The 16,908-nt window shown below is 60.4% G+C and carries 19 protein-coding genes and 1 pseudogene; 12 read left to right on the forward strand and 8 right to left on the reverse strand.

Annotated elements, in window-relative coordinates; all coding sequences use genetic code 11:
- On the forward strand, positions 1 to 317 hold a 317-nt coding region (locus MRBLSP13_RS07275; protein WP_363753720.1), incomplete at its 5' end, for a molybdopterin dinucleotide binding domain-containing protein.
- A gap of 561 nt (positions 318 to 878) precedes the next feature.
- Here MRBLSP13_RS07275 and MRBLSP13_RS07280 read toward each other — a convergent pair.
- The 4 genes from MRBLSP13_RS07280 to MRBLSP13_RS07295 all read right to left on the reverse strand — a co-directional run bounded on the left by MRBLSP13_RS07280 (position 879) and on the right by MRBLSP13_RS07295 (position 3,961).
- A complete protein-coding gene (locus MRBLSP13_RS07280) occupies positions 879 to 1,595 on the reverse strand; it encodes an LrgB family protein (protein WP_363753723.1) in 717 nt (238 codons plus the stop codon).
- Entirely contained in the window at positions 1,588 to 1,980 is a 393-nt protein-coding gene (locus tag MRBLSP13_RS07285) for a CidA/LrgA family protein (protein ID WP_363753726.1), read from the reverse strand. The genes MRBLSP13_RS07280 and MRBLSP13_RS07285 overlap by 8 nt, the downstream gene beginning before the upstream one ends.
- 125 nt (positions 1,981 to 2,105) lie before the next feature.
- A complete protein-coding gene (locus MRBLSP13_RS07290) occupies positions 2,106 to 2,654 on the reverse strand; it encodes an ester cyclase (protein ID WP_363735597.1) in 549 nt (182 codons plus the stop codon).
- Between the two features lie 128 nt (positions 2,655 to 2,782).
- A complete protein-coding gene (locus MRBLSP13_RS07295) occupies positions 2,783 to 3,961 on the reverse strand; it encodes an IclR family transcriptional regulator domain-containing protein (RefSeq protein ID WP_363753778.1) in 1,179 nt (392 codons plus the stop codon).
- A gap of 370 nt (positions 3,962 to 4,331) precedes the next feature.
- On the opposite strand from MRBLSP13_RS07295, the gene MRBLSP13_RS07300 reads away from it, so the two are divergent.
- The gene (locus MRBLSP13_RS07300; protein WP_363735598.1) at positions 4,332 to 5,129 is read left to right on the forward strand and encodes a cyclase family protein; all 798 of its coding nucleotides are present in this window, start codon (positions 4,332 to 4,334) and stop codon (positions 5,127 to 5,129) included.
- A gap of 154 nt (positions 5,130 to 5,283) precedes the next feature.
- Here the strand turns inward: MRBLSP13_RS07300 and MRBLSP13_RS07305 are convergent, their stop codons facing one another.
- The 3 genes from MRBLSP13_RS07305 to MRBLSP13_RS07315 all read right to left on the reverse strand — a co-directional run bounded on the left by MRBLSP13_RS07305 (position 5,284) and on the right by MRBLSP13_RS07315 (position 7,488).
- Positions 5,284 to 5,478, reverse strand: coding sequence for a tautomerase family protein (locus MRBLSP13_RS07305; protein ID WP_133651602.1), 195 nt, complete (start codon positions 5,476 to 5,478; stop codon positions 5,284 to 5,286).
- 120 nt (positions 5,479 to 5,598) lie between these two features.
- Positions 5,599 to 6,021, reverse strand: coding sequence for a GlcG/HbpS family heme-binding protein (locus MRBLSP13_RS07310; RefSeq protein WP_363753729.1), 423 nt, complete (start codon positions 6,019 to 6,021; stop codon positions 5,599 to 5,601).
- Positions 6,022 to 6,063: 42 nt separating this feature from the next.
- Complete coding sequence (locus MRBLSP13_RS07315) at positions 6,064 to 7,488, reverse strand: purine-cytosine permease family protein (protein WP_133651604.1); 1,425 nt, start codon at positions 7,486 to 7,488, stop codon at positions 6,064 to 6,066.
- Between the two features lie 510 nt (positions 7,489 to 7,998).
- On the opposite strand from MRBLSP13_RS07315, the gene MRBLSP13_RS07320 reads away from it, so the two are divergent.
- The 9 genes and pseudogenes from MRBLSP13_RS07320 to MRBLSP13_RS07360 form a co-directional block, all read left to right on the forward strand.
- Positions 7,999 to 8,886, forward strand: coding sequence for a tRNA U-34 5-methylaminomethyl-2-thiouridine biosynthesis protein (locus MRBLSP13_RS07320; RefSeq protein ID WP_133651605.1), 888 nt, complete (start codon positions 7,999 to 8,001; stop codon positions 8,884 to 8,886).
- 26 nt (positions 8,887 to 8,912) lie between these two features.
- Positions 8,913 to 9,722 carry a tRNA U-34 5-methylaminomethyl-2-thiouridine biosynthesis protein gene (locus MRBLSP13_RS07325; protein ID WP_363735600.1) on the forward strand — a complete coding sequence of 270 codons (810 nt, stop codon included), beginning with the start codon at positions 8,913 to 8,915 and terminating at the stop codon, positions 9,720 to 9,722.
- A 38-nt stretch (positions 9,723 to 9,760) separates the two neighbouring features.
- Entirely contained in the window at positions 9,761 to 11,218 is a 1,458-nt protein-coding gene (locus MRBLSP13_RS07330; RefSeq protein WP_363735601.1) for a 2-hydroxymuconic semialdehyde dehydrogenase, read from the forward strand.
- A complete protein-coding gene (gene mhpD, locus MRBLSP13_RS07335) occupies positions 11,215 to 12,006 on the forward strand; it encodes a 2-keto-4-pentenoate hydratase (protein ID WP_363753732.1) in 792 nt (263 codons plus the stop codon). Before MRBLSP13_RS07330 ends, mhpD begins: the two co-directional genes overlap by 4 nt.
- A gap of 87 nt (positions 12,007 to 12,093) precedes the next feature.
- On the forward strand, positions 12,094 to 12,855 hold the full coding sequence (locus tag MRBLSP13_RS07340) for a 2-keto-4-pentenoate hydratase (protein ID WP_363735603.1): 762 nt from the start codon (positions 12,094 to 12,096) through the stop codon (positions 12,853 to 12,855).
- Complete coding sequence (locus tag MRBLSP13_RS07345; RefSeq protein WP_133651608.1) at positions 12,852 to 13,316, forward strand: RidA family protein; 465 nt, start codon at positions 12,852 to 12,854, stop codon at positions 13,314 to 13,316. Before MRBLSP13_RS07340 ends, MRBLSP13_RS07345 begins: the two co-directional genes overlap by 4 nt.
- Positions 13,317 to 13,409: 93 nt before the next feature.
- Positions 13,410 to 13,769, forward strand: a complete 360-nt coding sequence (locus tag MRBLSP13_RS07350) for a nuclear transport factor 2 family protein (protein WP_363753735.1) — start codon at positions 13,410 to 13,412, stop codon at positions 13,767 to 13,769.
- A gap of 243 nt (positions 13,770 to 14,012) precedes the next feature.
- On the forward strand, positions 14,013 to 14,804 hold the full coding sequence (locus tag MRBLSP13_RS07355) for an IclR family transcriptional regulator (protein WP_363753737.1): 792 nt from the start codon (positions 14,013 to 14,015) through the stop codon (positions 14,802 to 14,804).
- A gap of 24 nt (positions 14,805 to 14,828) precedes the next feature.
- Positions 14,829 to 14,954, forward strand: a pseudogene (locus MRBLSP13_RS07360) (IS5/IS1182 family transposase); the annotation flags it as partial.
- Here the strand turns inward: MRBLSP13_RS07360 and bla are convergent.
- A complete protein-coding gene (gene bla, locus MRBLSP13_RS07365) occupies positions 14,954 to 15,859 on the reverse strand; it encodes a subclass B3 metallo-beta-lactamase (protein ID WP_133651611.1) in 906 nt (301 codons plus the stop codon). The pseudogene MRBLSP13_RS07360 and the gene bla sit on opposite strands and share 1 nt — an antisense overlap.
- A 97-nt stretch (positions 15,860 to 15,956) precedes the next feature.
- Here bla and MRBLSP13_RS07370 point away from each other — a divergent pair, with 97 nt between their 5' ends.
- Positions 15,957 to 16,868 (forward strand): LysR family transcriptional regulator, encoded by a 912-nt coding sequence (locus tag MRBLSP13_RS07370; RefSeq protein WP_363753740.1) that lies wholly within the window; start codon positions 15,957 to 15,959, stop codon positions 16,866 to 16,868.
- Positions 16,869 to 16,908: the final 40 nt, after the last annotated feature.

Raw genomic sequence — 16,908 nt, forward strand, 5'->3', positions numbered from 1 at the left:
ATATCCATCCGGCCGACATGGCTGAGCTGGGCATAGAGAATGGCGATCACATCGAACTGGAATCCGATGTCGGCAAGATCACCGCGATCGCCGAGGCGGACGAGACGATGCGTCCGGGCGTGATCTCTATCCCGCACGGCTTTGGTCCGGCCACCGGTGAGATGGACGAGGATGGCGGGGTCTCCATCGGCGCCCTCATCGTCGCCGATGAATTCTATCAGCGCGTCAACGCCATCCCACGGATGACCGCCATCCCCGTGAATGTCCGGCGCCTGAGCAGCAGGATTGTCGGGCACCAAACCGCAGAAGTGGAGTGAGCCATATGCATGAAATGCCCCCGCAACGGGGATCGGTGAAGATCAGATTTTGAATGCGGGGCCGGGTTCGCCAGGTGGCCGGGATAGCAGTGCGATGACCATGGCGCCCCCAGCGCGTCGGCACAGCGCACGTCTGGTCGCCTGACGGAAGGGCAGGGCTCGCCCTTGAGGTGCGGTATAATTTAGGCCGCTATCCGCTGACGCGGTCGAGGACCACGCTTTTGTGTTGCGATGCGACGTCGTGGGAAACGATCCGGAGTTTTGCGCCAAATGGCTTCACAAGCATCGTCGTGGATTAGAGCGGTTTCGATCTGATTGAATCAGATCGCCGCTCTGGATTCCTTGTTTTCCGCGATTTCTTAACCAGCGATCGGTTCCGATCGCTTGGAAATCGCTTTAACACGCGTCGTGCTGGAAGCTGGCACTCTTTCCACGTTTATTTGACACGTGTTGAAGGAACGAGGTGTCGGATCAAATACATCTGCCCATGCCATGCAAAGGGAGCGCTGTCGGCACGGGTCGACAAGGGCGATGTGCACCGGTCCCGCTCTATACCGTCCCTCAAACGATCAACGACCAGGCGATGGGCAGGAATACAGATGTCAGGATCGCATTGAGCGCCATGGCGAGTGCAGCAAATGCTCCGGCGGTCTTGTTGACCTGCAGCGCTCGAGCGGTGCCAATGCCATGACTGGCGATGCCCAGTGCAAAGCCGCGGGCTTCCCAATCGTCGATCTTCATGCGGTTCATCAAGACCGGTCCGGCAATTGCGCCAAAGATACCGGTGAGGATTACCAACACAGCTGTTAGTGCTTCAATTCCCCCGAGTTGCTCCACGATCGCCATTGCGACAGGTGCTGTTACCGACTTAGGGGAAATCGTGACAAGCGTTGCCCTGTCGGCACCGAGAGCCCAGGCAATGATGACTGCGCTTGCCGAAGCTGTCACTGATCCGACGAACAGGCTGACGAGGATCGCGCGCGCCGAACGTTTAAGCGTGTCGATCTGGCGATAAAGCGGAATGGCAAGCGCCACGGTAGCCGGCCCCAGCAGGAAATGGATGAATTTGGCGCCATCGAAATAAACGGGGTAGGTGGTGTTGGTCAGTGTCAGAACAGCAATCACGATCGCAATTGCCAGAAGGACAGGATTGCAAGCAGAGTTCCGGCCGGACTTCTCATAGACCCAGCTGCCGATTTGATATGCGATCAGCGTCAGGACGATATGTGGCAGCGGGCCTTTTACCAGATGGTCCCAGATGGTTTGCACGTCAGTCATTGGCGCCAGCGTCGTTGGCGGTTTGCGGAGACGCATGGCAATTCTTTCGACGGCCGCGGTTCGGCCTTGCCATCGTCGCAGCGGTTACGGCGATTGTCAGCAGGCTCGAACAGACGATGGCTGCGCCCAGAGGAAGCAGGTTTGCCTTCAGGATGGCGACGCTGCCCATGATGCCGACGCCTGCGGGCACGAACAGTAGTGAGAGATTGGACAGCAACGCATCTCCAGCCTTTTCGAGGTCTTCTGGCAGGTCGCCCCAGACAACGAGAAGTCCGAGCAGCAGGACCATGCCGAGCACGGGGCCGGGAAAGGAAATGCGGACGACTTGCACGACGACCTCACCGGCAAATTGGCAGGCGAGGATCAGCAGAAACCACTTCAACATGGGGCTTGAATCCATTGTTCAGACTTGACCGCGGCGGGTTGAGTCCAGGCCCTGCCGACTTGCAGGCCCCCGGAGTCCCCTCAACGACTTGTTTGCGAGCAGGAGGTGTCGCAAAGAATCTGGAACTAGATAGGCTTGTGCTTGCTGCTGGTCCAGGCTGCGCCCAAAAGTTCGTTGCTGGGCAGGCTGTTATCCAGAACCTTGCGGGCAGTTTCTACACCCGCGATCGGCAGGCTTGCCGGGTCAAGCAAGCCGATCTGCACGAGTACGGATGCTTGATCCCAGTAGATGTGCTCATGCGCGACTTTGCCATCCCTGAAGTTCACGATAGCGACCATGGCAATTTCGACGGGCTTGCCGGTCGGTGCAATGCCCGGCAACATCCAGTCGATCTGTGAGCTGTGCGTGAAGCTGAAAATCATCTCGTCGACGATCTGGCTCGCGCCCACCGTCCTGCTGACGAGGGTCAATTTCGTGTCGTCAGGATTGCCGCCAATGAAATGATATCGATAAAAGCGCTTCAGTGCATCGTGCCCCACGCCCCCTGCAAGAGTGGGGATGTGGTTGACATAGGGTTCGGCAACCATCGTCGCCATCGTCGCGTCGACATCACGCGTATCGAACTCGTAGCTGCAATGTTCCTCCCAGAGCGCAATCATTTCTTCAGTGGTCATAAACCTGCATCCTGCAAAAGATCGGCATCAAGAGTTCGAAAGAGCGACGACCTCGTCAACGGCCAAATGACGCGCCGTCTCATTGGATGAGAAACCCCCGTCACACAGTGTAGCCGCGCCCGGATCACTCAGGATTGCGGGCTGTAAGCCACTGCCCTGATCATGATCCCCTGATGCGGGTGCATGAATTCGTTGACGCCGACCGTGGTGCGGGTCGGGCCGTCTGGCGGAAAGAAGGTGGCGTAAACTTCGTTGTAGACGCCATAGGCCGACATGTCGGTCAGATAGGCGTGAAGATCGACGATATCCGAGATGCTGGAGCCCACATCGTTCAGCATCTCGGCGAGCGAATTGAGGATGTAGCGGGTCTGTTCACGGAAATCGATGTCGAAGGTGCCATCTTCGTTGAAGCGGACGCCTTCGAAGCTGTTGTCCTCGCGGCGGGCGCTGGTGCCGGAAATGAAGATGAAATTGTCCACGCGCTTGAGGTGCGGATAGTTGCCGAGCGGCCTTGCACGGCCTCCGAAGATCTTGCTTTGCGAGAACAGGTGGCGCTCCACGCTTTTGGAGGTTTCGCGCAGGCGATTCTTCACTTCGATCACGCGGTCGTCATCGAGCCGTGAGGCGGGCGCCGAAAGCGCGATCGCGGCAATTACCCTGCCGCTCGAATTGTGTAACGGGACCGCGACGGACCGGAGACCGTCTTCCCATTCACCATCGTCGACCGCGTAGCCGCGATCTGCAATCCGGTTCAGTTCGGCGGTCATGGCCTCGGGCGAGGTGATCGTGTGTTCAGTGAACTTCACGAGTTCGAGGTTGGCGGCAAAGGCCTTGCGCTGTGTTTCACCCATTGCCGCAAGGAACACTTTGCCCCCGGCAGTGCAGTGCAGGGGGAAGGGGCGGCCCACGTCCTGATTGATCAGCAGCGATCTGTCGGGCAGCGCAATCGTGGAATTCATCGCCTCGTTGCCGACGCGGACTACGCAATGCAGCGCTTCGCGGAATTCGAGAGCCAGCTCCTCAAGGTGCGGCTGGATCGCGTCGAGTAGAATGGTGTCGCCATCGACCTTGCCACCCAGATCCGACAGCGTCGGACCAAGCTGAAACCGTCCGTTGCGCGTCCGCACGATCGCGCCTTCGCTCTCCAGCGTCAGCAGGAAGCGATGCACGGTTGCAAGATTGGAGCCCGTGGCCTGCGCGATCTCCGTGGCTGACACGTCCCGGCCCATCGATGCGATGGTCCTGAGGAGGGCGAATGCCTTTCCTACGGAGCTGTTTTTGGGGGTTAGAAGGGGGCCGCGAATGATGTGCTTCCTTTGAAAGAACGGACGTAAAACTGCCGCTGCGGCATATCAGCGGGCTAGGTGACGCGCAAGTTGCTGAGGCACCTGGCGGGAACGCCGGAATCGCCGCGAAAAGCTGCCAACAGTTGCGTTGACATGACTGAAGCATGATGGCACGATCTCAATGCATAATCTAATTATCTCATTTAGTAAGATATGCTTTTGGAGTCGGAGGGAGCTGGGGGTTTCTGAGGTTCGGGTCAGCACATCAGTAGTCGTTTGTTGGGAGTGTCTCCGAGCAAGAGGCATGAGCCGGACGTGACCGTCCGCGGCGCAAGCGGCCAACCGGGCGCAACGCTGAAATGTGCTGCAGGATCGCCAGGGAATTCCCCCGATGCCGGACTTGGAATCAAAGGAGTTCACCATGAGTTCAATTCTTCAGGAATTTGTCCAGGCGTTGAAGTCGAGGAAGGTCGAGATCATCGACATGAGCCATACGCTGCAACCCGCTACCCCGGTCATCCAACTGCCGGAACCGTTCAACCAGACGCTGCCGTTCCGCATCGAGGAAATCTCCAACTTCGATGAACGCGGCCCCAACTGGTACTGGAACAACATCCATCTGGGCGAACATACCGGTACGCACTTTGACGCGCCGATCCACTGGATCACCGGCCGCGACTATCCCGACGGCTCGGTGGACAAGATCCCCGCCGAGAAGCTGATCGCGCCGGCCATCGTCATCGACGTCACCGCCAAGGTCGATGCCGACGACGAATATCTGATGACGCTGGACGACGTGAAGGAATGGGAAGACGAACACGGCATGATCCCGGAAGGTGCCTGGGTTCTCGTCCGCACCGGCTGGCAGTCTCGCTATCCGACCGAGAAGTTCCTGGACAACAGCCGCTGGCCGGGCCAGCACCCTGACGTTCCGGGCTTCCTCGCGCATGAGCGCAAGGTCATCGGCGTCGGCACCGAACCGGTGGGCACCGACGCTGGTGCGGCCCATTCGTTTGAAACCCGCTGGCCTTGCCACCACCACATGCACGGCACCAACCGTTACGGTCTTTCGAGCCTTGCCAACATGGACAAGCTCCCGGCGACCGGCGCCGTGTTGATCACGCCGCCGCTGAAGATCATCAAGGGTTCGGGCAGCCCGTGCCGCGTGCTGGCACTGGTCGAGCGTTAAGATCGGTCTCCTCCTCGCGGGTTTGCCGCGGGGAGGAGAATTGGCGGTTCACGGCGGCTCCGGGCCGCTGGCGGATCAAAGCCGAAAAAGAGCCCAGGCGCTATGGCGTGCCTGGGCTCTTTCTGCTTCCGGCAACAACTGCCGGAGGAGGGCTTCAGGCCAAAGGGGGCTCCGCCTTCGTGACTCCGGCGACGCCCCAATTTTCGGGTTCGACCTCGGAGAGGATGACCCGAACCTGCACGGGTTGGACCTCAAGCGTGGCCACGATCGCGTCCGTCACGCGCGAGATCAGCAGTTTGCGGTCTTCGGACGATCTGCCCTTGAGGATCTGGATGCTGGCGATCGGCATGGCTTGTCCTGGCGCTTTGGGGGCTCTGTCGGAATGCAGCCTTGCCGGCCTGCATTTCCCTGTTGCCCTGCCTGACAGCAAAAGGCCCGGAAAGCGTTTCTGCTTTCCGGGCCTTGATGGTCAGAAACCGATGGCAGCTATGCCAGCCATGGCGGCCAACTCATCATTGTCGCTGAGGTCGCCGGTAACCCCGACCGCGCCGACGACTTCCTTGTCGGCGTTGCGGATCAGCAGGCCACCCGCAGCAGGGACGATGCCGCCCGGGCTGATCATGCCCAGCGAATTGACGAAAGTGGGCCGCTCGGCTGCCATTTCGTTCAGGGCACGCGAGGACAGGCCAAGGGCGAGCGCCCCATTGGCCTTGCCGATCGCGATCTGCGGACGCAGGTTGGAGGAATTGTCTTCGCGCGCCAGGGCAAGCAGATGGCCACCGGGATCGAGCACGGCGACCGTCAGCGGCTGAAGGTTGCGCGCGCGGCCATCCTTCAGCGTTGCTTCGACCAGGGCTTGTGCCTGAGCGAGAGTGATACTGCGTCCTGCCATTGATATACCTTTGCAAAATCGGGATTTGAACGAGGAATGCCTTCAGGCGTGAGCCGGCACCAGCGAGTTCAGCTGTCGCAGGCGCAGCGGCGGATAGATGATCAGGCACATTGCCAGGGTCGTGAAACCCTCGATCGGCAGGATGCCCGACAGCACATAATGCGACATGAATACGGCTGCGATGAGGGTGGCGACACCCGACCAGTTGACGGCTTCCGCGTTTGCCACCTTCGTCGCCAGATCGTTGTCGAACATGCGGCGGACGATGTAGAAATCTGCGACGATGATCCCGGCAAAGGCCGTGGTCAGCACGCCCAGCATCGTCACCCATGAATTGATCAGTTCGAGCAGATTGCCATAGATCATGAGCAGGCCCATGATGTTGCCGAGGATCACGAAGGCGAGGCGGCCGGGGCGGAAGCTGAGGGCGTCGAACAGGTTCGAAAGCGAAAGCGAGGCGCTGTAGGTGTTGAGCACCTGCGTCTTGCCCTGGGCGAGAACGAGCAGGAGCGCGCCCATCGTCCCGCCGAGCACGACGAAGGCTGCTGTGATGCTATCCGGGCTCTGGAGAGCGGCATGCCGCGCAGCTTCGACCGTCAGTCCCTGAACCTGGGTGTAGAACTGGATCAGGGCAGGGCCGCCAGCATAAAGGATCACGCCGCCGGTCACCATCATCAGAAGGTCCATCGCGATGTTGCCCATCAGGGCGGCAATGCCGATGTCGACCGAGCGACGCGCATAGCGGCCAAGGTCGGCATCGAACAGGGAGAGCGCTCCGGCCGAGCCGATCAGGACGTTGATGGCGAAGATGAACTTTGCCTTGTCCGTGGCCGCGCCCATCTTCTCAAGCGCCTCGGGCGGGAACTGCGAGCCGAAGGAAAGCAGTTCGCCGACGGTGTAATGGCTGCCCGCAACCGCCACATACATGACGTAGGCGAGGACCAGCAGCGAGAGGATCAGCGAGATCGAGGAGACCTTGGCCACGAGCTTGAAGCCATAGGCCGTAAGCAGGATCCACAGCAGCGTCATGCCGCCATAGATCAGGATCTTGGTCGTGACCGTGTCCTCGAGTTGGAAGTAGAACACGAAGCCGTGATAGAGCAGCGCATTTTCGAGGGCGAGAAAGCCGATGATCATGAACGCGTAAATGAGCGATGAGATCACCGAACCTTGCCGACCGAAGCCGTAGAAGCGCGAAAGGACCGTGCTGGACAGGCCCGAGCGATAGGCGATGTGACCGCAGGCCCAGCCAAGCAGCGCGCCGAGTATCGTCACGATCGCTCCGGCGATCAGGCCGATCTTGATGCCCGCCACAAAGGTCACCAGGGCGCCGAAGAAGATCTGGACCAGGGAGACCACCATGCCGGTCGTGTTCCATGTGAGCGACAACCATCCCTGGCGCAGTTCCACCGGGACCGGTTCCAGGGCGTGGTCCTCAATCTGTTCCGAAACACTTTCGTGGGTCATGTCTAATTCGCCTCTCGCGATGCGTCTCTGGGACGGGCGGACAGGGATCGCACGTTGCGGTGCATCGTGCGGGGCAAGCAATCGTTTCGAGCCGCTGCTGCAATCTCGCGGTAGACTGGCGTGACCAGACCCGGCCGAGGGTCGATGACTCCACTCCCGGAAGAATCGGCCTGAGAGCCTTGCAACCGGACTTTCCCGGCCTTGCTCGCGCCCTTGCAGCTTCGGTTTTAAATCTTCAATATTAAGATATAAATTTTCTTTGATGGGATATAATGATGTTGCAATCTGGCGTCAAGCGGACCTGAAAGTGTCAAAAATGCTGAGATTTCAGTAGGAAATGAAGGTGACGCTCTGTTGCCTGACCTCACTCTCCAAATGGCATCGTGACCCATCGGATCGCCAAAAGCGCGGGCCGGCCCTGTTGACTGCCGGCCAAAGCCGTGTAAGGTTGTTCTCACAGATTACGAGTTCATTCTCTCATTCTTTGAGATTTGTAAGGAGCCAGTGGTTATGTCGGGAGAAGGCAAGATTGTCGCGGGGTTTGTTGCACCTCATCCGCCCCATCTGGTCTATGCTGAAAATCCGCCGCAGAACGAGCCCCGCTCGGAAGGTGGCTGGGAAACGCTTCGTTGGGCATATGACCACGTTCGCCGCGCAATCGACGAACTGAAGCCCGATGTCCTGCTGGTCCATTCACCGCACTGGATTACGCAGGTCGGCCATCATTTCCTGGGCGTTAAGGATCTGAAGGGGAAATCGGTCGATCCGATCTTCCCGAACCTGTTCCGCTACAATTTCGACATGCAGATCGATGTGGATCTGGCCGAGGCTTGCTGTGCGGAAGCCGAAGCGGCCGGCCTGGTGTCTCAGATGATGCGCAATCCCAATTTTCGCGTCGACTATGGCACGATCACCACGCTGCACATGGTTCGCCCACAGTGGGATATTCCTGTCGTCGGCATCTCGGCGAACAATTCGCCTTATTATCTGCAGCTTGGCGAAGGCATGGAGCAGATGGAGCGCCTGGGCGTGGCAACGCGTGAGGCTATTCGGAAGAGCGGAAAGCGGGCCGTGTTGCTCGCCTCGAATACCTTCTCACACTATCACTTCAAGGAAGAGCCGGTTCCGCCGGAAGATATGAGCCGCGAACACCCGGAAAGATATGACGGGTACAAGTGGGACGTCCGCATGATCAACCTGATGCGCGAGGGCAAGATCCGCGAAGTCATGGACCTCTTCCCGCAGTGGGTCGATGAGGCCTTCGCCGAAGTGAAATCCGGCGCGTTCCCGTGGATGATGTCAGCGATGGATTACCCCACCATCCCGGCCGTGCTGCACGGATATGGTTCGGTCATCGGGACAGGCAACGCGGTCATGGAATGGCGTCTCGCCGCCTGACCCCTGGTTCCTTGGAGGTTTATGAAATGAGCATTGTTTCCGCGTTTCTCATCCCGGGTAACCCATTGCCGTTCCTTCGTCCCGACAATCCGCCGTGGGCGGCCCTGGCAGAGGGCGCGCGGGCAGCCGGCAAGGCACTGGCTGAATCCAGGCCTGATGTTCTGCTCATCTATTCAACCCAATGGATGGCGGTGCTGGATCAGCTTTGGCAGGCACGCGAACACAGCACCGATATCCATGTGGATGAGAACTGGTACGCCTTTGGCGATCTGCAGGCCAATCTCAGGGCCGATGTGGACCTGGTCCACGCCTGCGTCGAGGCCGCCGTTGCTGCAGGTATCAAGTCGAAGGCTGTAGATTATGACGGTTTCCCGATCGATACGGGAACTATCGTCGCCACCGGTTTCGTCAACCCGACCGGCGAGATCAAGGCAGTGGCCGCAGCGAACAATCTCTATCACGATTTTGCCATGACCGAAAAACTGGCAAAGCTGGCCGCCGAGCAAGCCGAATTGCAGGGCAAGCGGGTGGCGGTGCTTGCCGTCGGCGGGTTGTCAGGCAAATATATCGACGAAAAGATCGACATCGCTGCTGACCATTTCGGCGGCGAGAATGACGACGTACACAACCGGAAACTTCTGTCGCTCATGGAAGCGGGGGACGTGGCAGCGTTGCGAGCCTGGCTGCCCGACTATGCCAAGGCGACGGGCGCCGACATGGGCATGAAGCATCTTGCGTGGATTCTCGGAGCCACGGGCGGCTTCCGCGGGGCCAAAACGCTGGCCTATGGGCCGACCTATGGTGCGGGCGCTGCGGTGGTTCAATTCGAACTATAAGCCTTTTTGCAACTTGATAAGCTGAATCGGTGCATCGGATGTCTAATACCCAATATCGAAACTTCGTTGGTGGCCAGTTCGTGGCAACCAACCGCAGCTTCGAAGATATCAATCCGGCGACAGGCAAGGTCTACGCTGAAGTTCACGAGGCCGGAGCCGACCTCGTGGACGAAGCCGCCGACCATGCCCGGAAGGCGCTCAAGGGGGATTGGGGCAAGACCACTCCCGAGCAGCGTGCCGCGTTGCTGGACAAGATCGCTGACGGGATCGAGCGCCGCTTCCAGGACTTCCTTGAAGCCGAGGTTCATGACACCGGCAAGCCGGCATCGCTGGCATCCACGCTGGACGTGCCACGGGGCGCTGCAAACTTCCGCGCGTTTTCCTCGATGATCCGCACCACCGGCGGCGAGGTTTTCGAGACCCCGACGCCGGATGGATCGATTGCGCTGAACTACACCCAGCGTCGTCCGCTCGGCACCGTCGGCGTCATTTCGCCATGGAACCTGCCGCTGCTGCTGTTTTCGTGGAAGGTCGCTCCGGCGCTCGCCTGCGGCAATGCGATCATTGCCAAGCCTTCCGAAGAAACGCCGGGCACGGCAACGTTGCTGGCTGAGGTCATTGCCGAAGCGGGTGTGCCGGACGGCGTGTTCAACCTCGTCCACGGCTTCGGTGCGAACTCCGCGGGCGAAGCGATCGTCAGGTCGTCGAAGGTCAATGGCATTACCTTTACCGGCGAATCCGGGACCGGTGCAACGATCATGCGGCAGGCTGCCGAGGGCGTGCGTCCCGTATCGTTCGAACTGGGCGGCAAGAATGCGGCCATCGTTTTCGCGGACTGCGATTTCGAAGAGACGGTCGCTGGCGTTGCGCGGTCGAGCTTCCTGAATACCGGGCAAGTCTGCATGTGCACCGAGCGCGTGTATGTCGAGCGGCCGATCTACGAGAAGTTTGTGGCTGCCCTGACCGCGCATGCCAAGGGGATGCGCATTGGCGATCCGTGGGCCAAGGATACCCAGCTTGGCCCGGTGATCTCGCAGAAGCACCGCGAGAAGATTCTCGGTTACATGGCTCTCGCCCGCGAGGAAGGGGCAGAAGTGATGACCGGGGGCGGTATCCACGCTGCGAGCGAAAGCCTTGGTGGGTGGTTCATCGAGCCGACCGTGTGGACCGGCCTCGCGCAGGATTCGCGCTGCATGCAGGAAGAAGTCTTTGGGCCGGTCTGCAACGTGCTGCCGTTCGACACCGAAGAAGAAGCCGTCATGCTCGCCAATGACAGCAAATATGGCCTCGTCTCGGCCGTGTGGACTTCGAACCTCAAGCGTGGGCATCGCGTTGCGGCGCAGATCGACGTCGGGATCGTCTGGCTGAACGCCTGGTTCCTGCGTGACCTGAGGACTCCTTTCGGCGGCACGAAGCTGTCCGGCCTCGGCCGCGAAGGCGGGCATCATTCGCTCGACTTCTACTCCGAACTCAAGAATATTTGCGTGAAGCTATGACCAACATGATTGAAAAAGCCGCAGAATTGCTGCGCAATGCCGAGGCGGCAAAGAGCCCGTGCGCGCCGGTGAGGACGTTCCTTCCTGCGGACGATCTTGCCGCTGCCTACGAAGTGCAGAAGATCAATGCCCAGCTTGCCGTGTCCGCCGGGCGCCGGATTTCGGGCAAGAAAATCGGTCTGACTTCGGCTGCGGTGCAGAGGCAGCTTGGCGTGAACCAGCCCGACTATGGCGTGCTCTTTGCCGACATGGAAGCGCCCAGCGGCGCGAGCATTGCTTTTGAGCAGGTTCTTCAGCCCAAGGTCGAGGCGGAAGTCGCTTTGGTGATCGGCAAGGAACTTCGTCATGCGGATACGACGCTGGCGGAACTGATCGGTGCGGTGGAATTCGTTCTTCCGGCTCTGGAAATCGTCGGCAGCCGCATCGCCAACTGGGATATCTCGATCGTCGACACCATTGCCGACAACGCTTCATGCGGCGCATATGTCCTTGGGCACCGGCCCGTGAAGCTGGCAGATGTGGACCTCGGAATGTGCGGGATGGCACTGTCCAATCGCGGCGAGCCGGTTTCCGTCGGAGCAGGGCTCGCATGCTTGGGTCACCCACTGAACGCCGCTCTGTGGTTGGCAAGGACCATGGCGAAGGTCGAGCAGCCGCTCCAGCCCGGAGACGTCGTGCTTACCGGTGCTCTGGGGCCGATGGTGCCGGTAAAGGCCGGCGAGACTTACGAAGCCGACATCAACGGCTTGGGCAGCGTTTCGGTGAATTTCCTGCCGGCCACTGGATGACAATGTTTGAGTGCTTCCCTCCAGCCAGCGCTCCTGAGAAGGTGTCGAGCGGGGAAATGAAGTTGCAGTGTTTTGAGGAGCAGAGTTTTGGTCGATATTGATGCAATGGCCGAGGCAGTGGACACTGCCGCGCTTCATGCTCGACCCATCGGTCAGCTTGGCGATGCGTTGAGCGTCGAAGATGCCTACCGCATCCAGGCCCGCTCGATCGAGCGTCGCATCGCTCGTGGCGAACGCCGGGTCGGCGTGAAGATGGGCTTCACCAGCCGCGCGAAGATGGTTCAGATGGGCGTGTCCGACCTCATCTGGGGCCGCCTGACCGATGCGATGCGCGTGGACGACGGCGGCACCATCGAAATGGAGCGCTACGTGCACCCGCGCTGCGAGCCGGAAATCGCGTTCCTGATCGGCAAGGAAATTGCTGGCCCGATCACACTTCTGGAAGCCCAGAATGCGGTTGAGGCGATCGCGCCCGCAATCGAGATCATCGATTCACGCTACGAAGGGTTCAAGTTTACCTGGACTGACGTCGTGGCCGATAACGCCTCTTCCTCAGGCTTTGTCGTGGGGTCGTGGCATCGCCGGATCGACGACATCACCAACCTGGGCATGGTGATGCGCTTCGATGGCAAGCCGGTGCAGGTCGGTTCGAGCGCTGCGATCCTTGGCCAGCCCTATCGCGCATTGGCTGATGCCTCGCGCCTCGTGGCCCTGGCCGGAGAGCGCCTGATGCCCGGCGACATCGTATTGGCTGGCGCAGCGACCTCGGCCGAGGCCCTGCGGCCCGGTGTAAGCGTTTCCCTTGGCGTGCAGAACCTCGGTACTGCCGAATTCCAGGTAGCAAAATGACTGTAGAAACTATCAAGAGCAAGGCAGCCGCTGTTGCCGGTGTAAAAGCGCCTGAGGCAGCTGTCATCAGCGAACTCGCTGTACCTCGCGGTGCCTTTCCGCACTACCGGCGGGCCGGCGATCTGGTCTTCGTGTCCGGCACAAGCTCGCGCCGCCAGGACGGTACCTTCGAAGGAGCCGAAGTTGACGCAATGGGCGTCACGAAGCTGGATATCAAGGAGCAAAGCCGTGCCGTGATCCGGAACATCGGCGAGATCCTCAAGCATGCCGGCCTTGCGCTGAGCGACGTCGTCGAGGTCAGCGTGTTCCTTGTCAACATGAACGATTTTGGTGGTTTCAACGAAGTTTGGGCGGAATTTTTCAGCGAGAATGGGCCGACCCGGACGACCGTTGCCGTCCACCAGCTGCCGCACCCGCTGCTGCTGGTCGAGATGAAGGCGATCGCCTTCGACCCGAAGTGAACTGAGGTGGCAAAGACCGGAACATGATCGTCCGGTCTTTGCCAGATTGCATTTTCCGGTGAGCCATGCGGCAAAGCCGAGAGGAGGTTTCAGATGGGACGCGAAGAGGTCATCAGGTCCTATCTCCAGGCGATGGAGAATGGCGACATGGCAGCGACGCTTGCCTGTTTCGCCTTGGGCGCGACTGTCAAGTCACCGGTCTATGGCAGCATGCCGGTCGAGCCGTTTTACGAACGGCTCTACGGTGATACGACCAGCGCGAAAGTGGATATTATCAATATCTACGGTTCAGTGGCCAATGAGAATGCTTGGGCCGCACATTTTGACTATAAGTGGACGCGGAAGGACAGCCAGTCACTGGCATCCAGTCTTGTAGATCTTTTTACGTTCGATGAAACCTTGGGGAAAATCGAGCATCTGGAGATAATATTTGATCGCGGGGCGATGAAATAACTCCTTTTTTCTGAAGGTTGCTTGATTTTTACGGCTCGACAGAGCCGAATGCTATCGCTCGACTAAAAAAGAGAAATGGCGCTTGCGGGTGTCGCAGCCAGAACCCGAAGTTTTGGACAGGCGAATGCGAAAGCTGTGCGCTCCGGCTCGTGGGGGCGTCGTCAGTCACGCCCGTGAAGTTGACGACGACGTCTGCCTGACCCACTGTTCCGTATCCATCGGAGACATAAAGCTGGACGCCTGATGCGCACGCCCGGAACGCCTACGATCAACGCGCTCTCGCGCAGCCTCCAGATGCTGGAGGCGGTGCTTGTGGACAGGGAAGGGCGGAGCGTCGCCGCGATAGCCGCATCGCTTGATATGCCTATCGCAACGGCGCATCGGCAGGTGGCGACCCTCGTTGCCGATGGATTTCTCGCCCGTATTTCGGGGCGCCAGTTGGGTCCGGGTGCGCGGTTGCTGCGCCTTCTCGAACTGATCGATGAGAAGCAGATCATCGCCGCCGCGGCCGTAGGCAAGCTTTCGCGCCTGGCGAACAAGCTCGATTGCGTTGTACAGCTTGGCACGCTCGAGAACGAGATGGTGACGTACCGTCTCAAGACCGGCCCCCGCGCGGACGACCTGTTTACGCAAGTCGGCCTGCAGCTGGAGGCCTATTGCACGGGGATTGGCAAGGTGCTTCTTGCTTATCTGCCCGAAGCCCAGCGTGAAGCCTATCTTGCCACGGGCCCATTCCCGGCACTCACCGATCGCACGATCACCGACCCGGCCCAGCTGCGCGATGAACTGGTTTGCATCGCCAGCGAACGCGTAGCATTCGATCATGAGGAGACCGCCGAGGGGCTTTCATGCGTGGCGGTTCCCGTGGTTATGCCGGACGGCCGGGTGCTGGCGGCCATTTCCGCATCCAGAAACAGTTCGTCGCCCGGTCCCTTCAATCTCAAGGAGCTTTCGCAACTGATGGCAACCGCTCGCGAGATTGAGGTCGCAATCGCGCTGGCGAAGGCCAATGAGGGTGGTAGCAAAGGTCCCTGACAGAGGTTGGGCGCGGGCGGCATGGGCCGTGACGCCGACAGGTTCCGGGATGTCTTGCAGGCAAAGGGCGTCAAACCCTGCATCCCCGGTCGAAGATCGCACAACGCGCCCGTCAAATATGACAAGCGCCGCTACAGGCGCCGCAACCGTTATCTTCTGACTCTGATCGGTGAGTCCTGACCCTGGCGCCGCTCTGATTTCATGCGCTGATCCAGCGCCTTGCGGGAGCGTTCCGCATAAGCGCGGCAGGCCCCTGGCCGGGCGTTGTACCGACCCGGGCCGGCATTGTCGGGGTGAGCCGAAATCAGGATGTCGCAGCGCGTTTCGCTCATCGTGGCATAGCTTTTACGGAAGCCGGTGACGATCGGGCGGGCGGTCGGCGCGGTGTAGCGAAAGTCGTCGGTCGATACCGGGTTCAGGCTGGCGGCAAATATGATCGTCCGGCACAACTTCTGTTCGCACGACTGCCAGCGCCAGCTCATGCTGCCCATCGTATGACCTGGCGTCGCCAATGCGGTGACTGTCATATTGCCCAGCCGCAAGCTCTGGTTGCCGCGGATCGTCTGCACCTTTGCGACCGCTGGCCAGGAGCCGCCATAGCCGTGTTGCGGATCGTCGGCTGCATGGCGACCGGCCAGCAGCCCTTCCGCGCCCCGCGGACTGGCGACGACAGTCGCGCCTGTGTCGCGCGCCAGCGCCGCAATGCCGCCGGCATGGTCGAAATGGGGTTCGGTGCTGAGAATATATTTGATGTCGCGCGGGCGAAAGCCCAGGCGCCTGACATTGTCGAGGATGGCGGGTGCAGCCTGTGGCAGCGCGCCATCAATCAGGATCAGGCCCGCACCCGTGTCGATCAGGGCGACACTCAGGCCGCCGAAGCCAACAAGATAGCTATTACCGAAGATCTTCTGTGGCGGCGCCGGAGAAAGCCATTCTGCGGTTCGAGAGCCGATGATGGGCTTTGTCAGCGGATCCTCCCCCGTTTGCGCCAAACCGTTGATCGAACTCGATAGCGCGGCCAGGGCGGCGGCCGTTGCAAGTCGCATCTTCAACATTCGCAAATCTCCTTCACGGGCAGGATTGCGGCAGGAGTGACGCGGAAACAAAGCATCATTTCTCGACAGAGCCATGAGTTGAGTTCATGGATGATCGATGGATCGTGCCCAGATTCCTCTTAATGCCCTGCGCGCTTTCGACGCGGCGGCGCGCCATCTCAACTTCACGCGCGCGGCGATCGAACTGTGCGTCAGCCAAGGGGCGGTCAGCCATCAGGTTGCGCAGCTCGAACGGCGGCTCGGCACGCGCCTGTTCCATCGGCTGCCGCGTGGTCTGGCACTCACCGACGACGGACAGGCGCTGGCGCCCGTGCTGGCCGACATGTTCGATCGGCTGGGCGCGATGCTCGACCAATATGCCGATGGACGGTTTCGCGAGGTACTGAACATCGGTGTTGTCGGCACGTTCGCGACCGGCTGGCTGCTTCCTCGACTTGATGGGTTCGCGCGCGCCTGTCCTCACATCGACCTGCGCGTTTCGACCAACAATAATCGCGTCGACATGGCGGCGGAAGCGCTCGACTTCGCGATACGGTTCGGGGACGGCGCCTGGCACGGGGTCCTTGCCGAACCCTTGTTCGAAGCGAGGTTGACGCCGCTCTGCGCGCCATCGGTCGCCAACCGCCTGAGCAGCCCCCGCGACCTGAGCCAGGAACCCTTGCTGCGTTCGTACCGGCCGGACGAATGGCGCCGCTGGTTCGAGGCAGCGGGTACCCCTCAACCCGTGCTGCGCGGCCCGGTATTCGACAGTTCCGCGTTGATGGTCGCGGCGGCAGCAAATGGACTGGGGGTGGCGCTGGCGCCGGCCGCGATGTTCACCAGCGAACTGATGGCGGAACGCCTGGTCCAGCCATTCGACATTGCGGTCGATGCCGGCCGCTACTGGCTGACGCGCCTTTTATCGCGCAGGGAAAGCGACGCCATGCGGTCATTTCGGCGCTGGCTGCTGGATGAGGCCATGGCGGAAGCGCGATCATGGTCCGAAGGCGCTTTGCCAGCCATGGCGTGACAGCCGGTCAGGCGGATCGGTCCCTGTTCGCCGACATGTC

The sequence above is a fragment of the Sphingobium sp. LSP13-1-1.1 genome (assembly GCF_040676415.1).
Classification (GTDB): Bacteria; Pseudomonadota; Alphaproteobacteria; order Sphingomonadales; family Sphingomonadaceae; genus Sphingobium.

Coding starts and splice junctions, on each gene's coding strand:
- MRBLSP13_RS07280 (WP_363753723.1), bottom strand. CDS start 1,595: ATGACTGACGTGCAAACCATCTGGGACCATCTGGTAAAAGGCCCGCTG.
- MRBLSP13_RS07325 (WP_363735600.1), top strand. CDS start 8,913: ATGAGCATTGTTTCCGCGTTTCTCATCCCGGGTAACCCATTGCCGTTC.
- bla (WP_133651611.1), bottom strand. CDS start 15,859: ATGTTGAAGATGCGACTTGCAACGGCCGCCGCCCTGGCCGCGCTATCG.
- MRBLSP13_RS07370 (WP_363753740.1), top strand. CDS start 15,957: ATGGATCGTGCCCAGATTCCTCTTAATGCCCTGCGCGCTTTCGACGCG.
- MRBLSP13_RS07290 (WP_363735597.1), bottom strand. CDS start 2,654: ATGACCACTGAAGAAATGATTGCGCTCTGGGAGGAACATTGCAGCTAC.
- MRBLSP13_RS07330 (WP_363735601.1), top strand. CDS start 9,761: ATGTCTAATACCCAATATCGAAACTTCGTTGGTGGCCAGTTCGTGGCA.
- MRBLSP13_RS07345 (WP_133651608.1), top strand. CDS start 12,852: ATGACTGTAGAAACTATCAAGAGCAAGGCAGCCGCTGTTGCCGGTGTA.
- MRBLSP13_RS07315 (WP_133651604.1), bottom strand. CDS start 7,488: ATGACCCACGAAAGTGTTTCGGAACAGATTGAGGACCACGCCCTGGAA.
- MRBLSP13_RS07285 (WP_363753726.1), bottom strand. CDS start 1,980: ATGTTGAAGTGGTTTCTGCTGATCCTCGCCTGCCAATTTGCCGGTGAG.
- MRBLSP13_RS07350 (WP_363753735.1), top strand. CDS start 13,410: ATGGGACGCGAAGAGGTCATCAGGTCCTATCTCCAGGCGATGGAGAAT.
- MRBLSP13_RS07300 (WP_363735598.1), top strand. CDS start 4,332: ATGCCGGACTTGGAATCAAAGGAGTTCACCATGAGTTCAATTCTTCAG.
- mhpD (WP_363753732.1), top strand. CDS start 11,215: ATGACCAACATGATTGAAAAAGCCGCAGAATTGCTGCGCAATGCCGAG.
- MRBLSP13_RS07310 (WP_363753729.1), bottom strand. CDS start 6,021: ATGGCAGGACGCAGTATCACTCTCGCTCAGGCACAAGCCCTGGTCGAA.
- MRBLSP13_RS07355 (WP_363753737.1), top strand. CDS start 14,013: ATGCGCACGCCCGGAACGCCTACGATCAACGCGCTCTCGCGCAGCCTC.
- MRBLSP13_RS07320 (WP_133651605.1), top strand. CDS start 7,999: ATGTCGGGAGAAGGCAAGATTGTCGCGGGGTTTGTTGCACCTCATCCG.
- MRBLSP13_RS07305 (WP_133651602.1), bottom strand. CDS start 5,478: ATGCCGATCGCCAGCATCCAGATCCTCAAGGGCAGATCGTCCGAAGAC.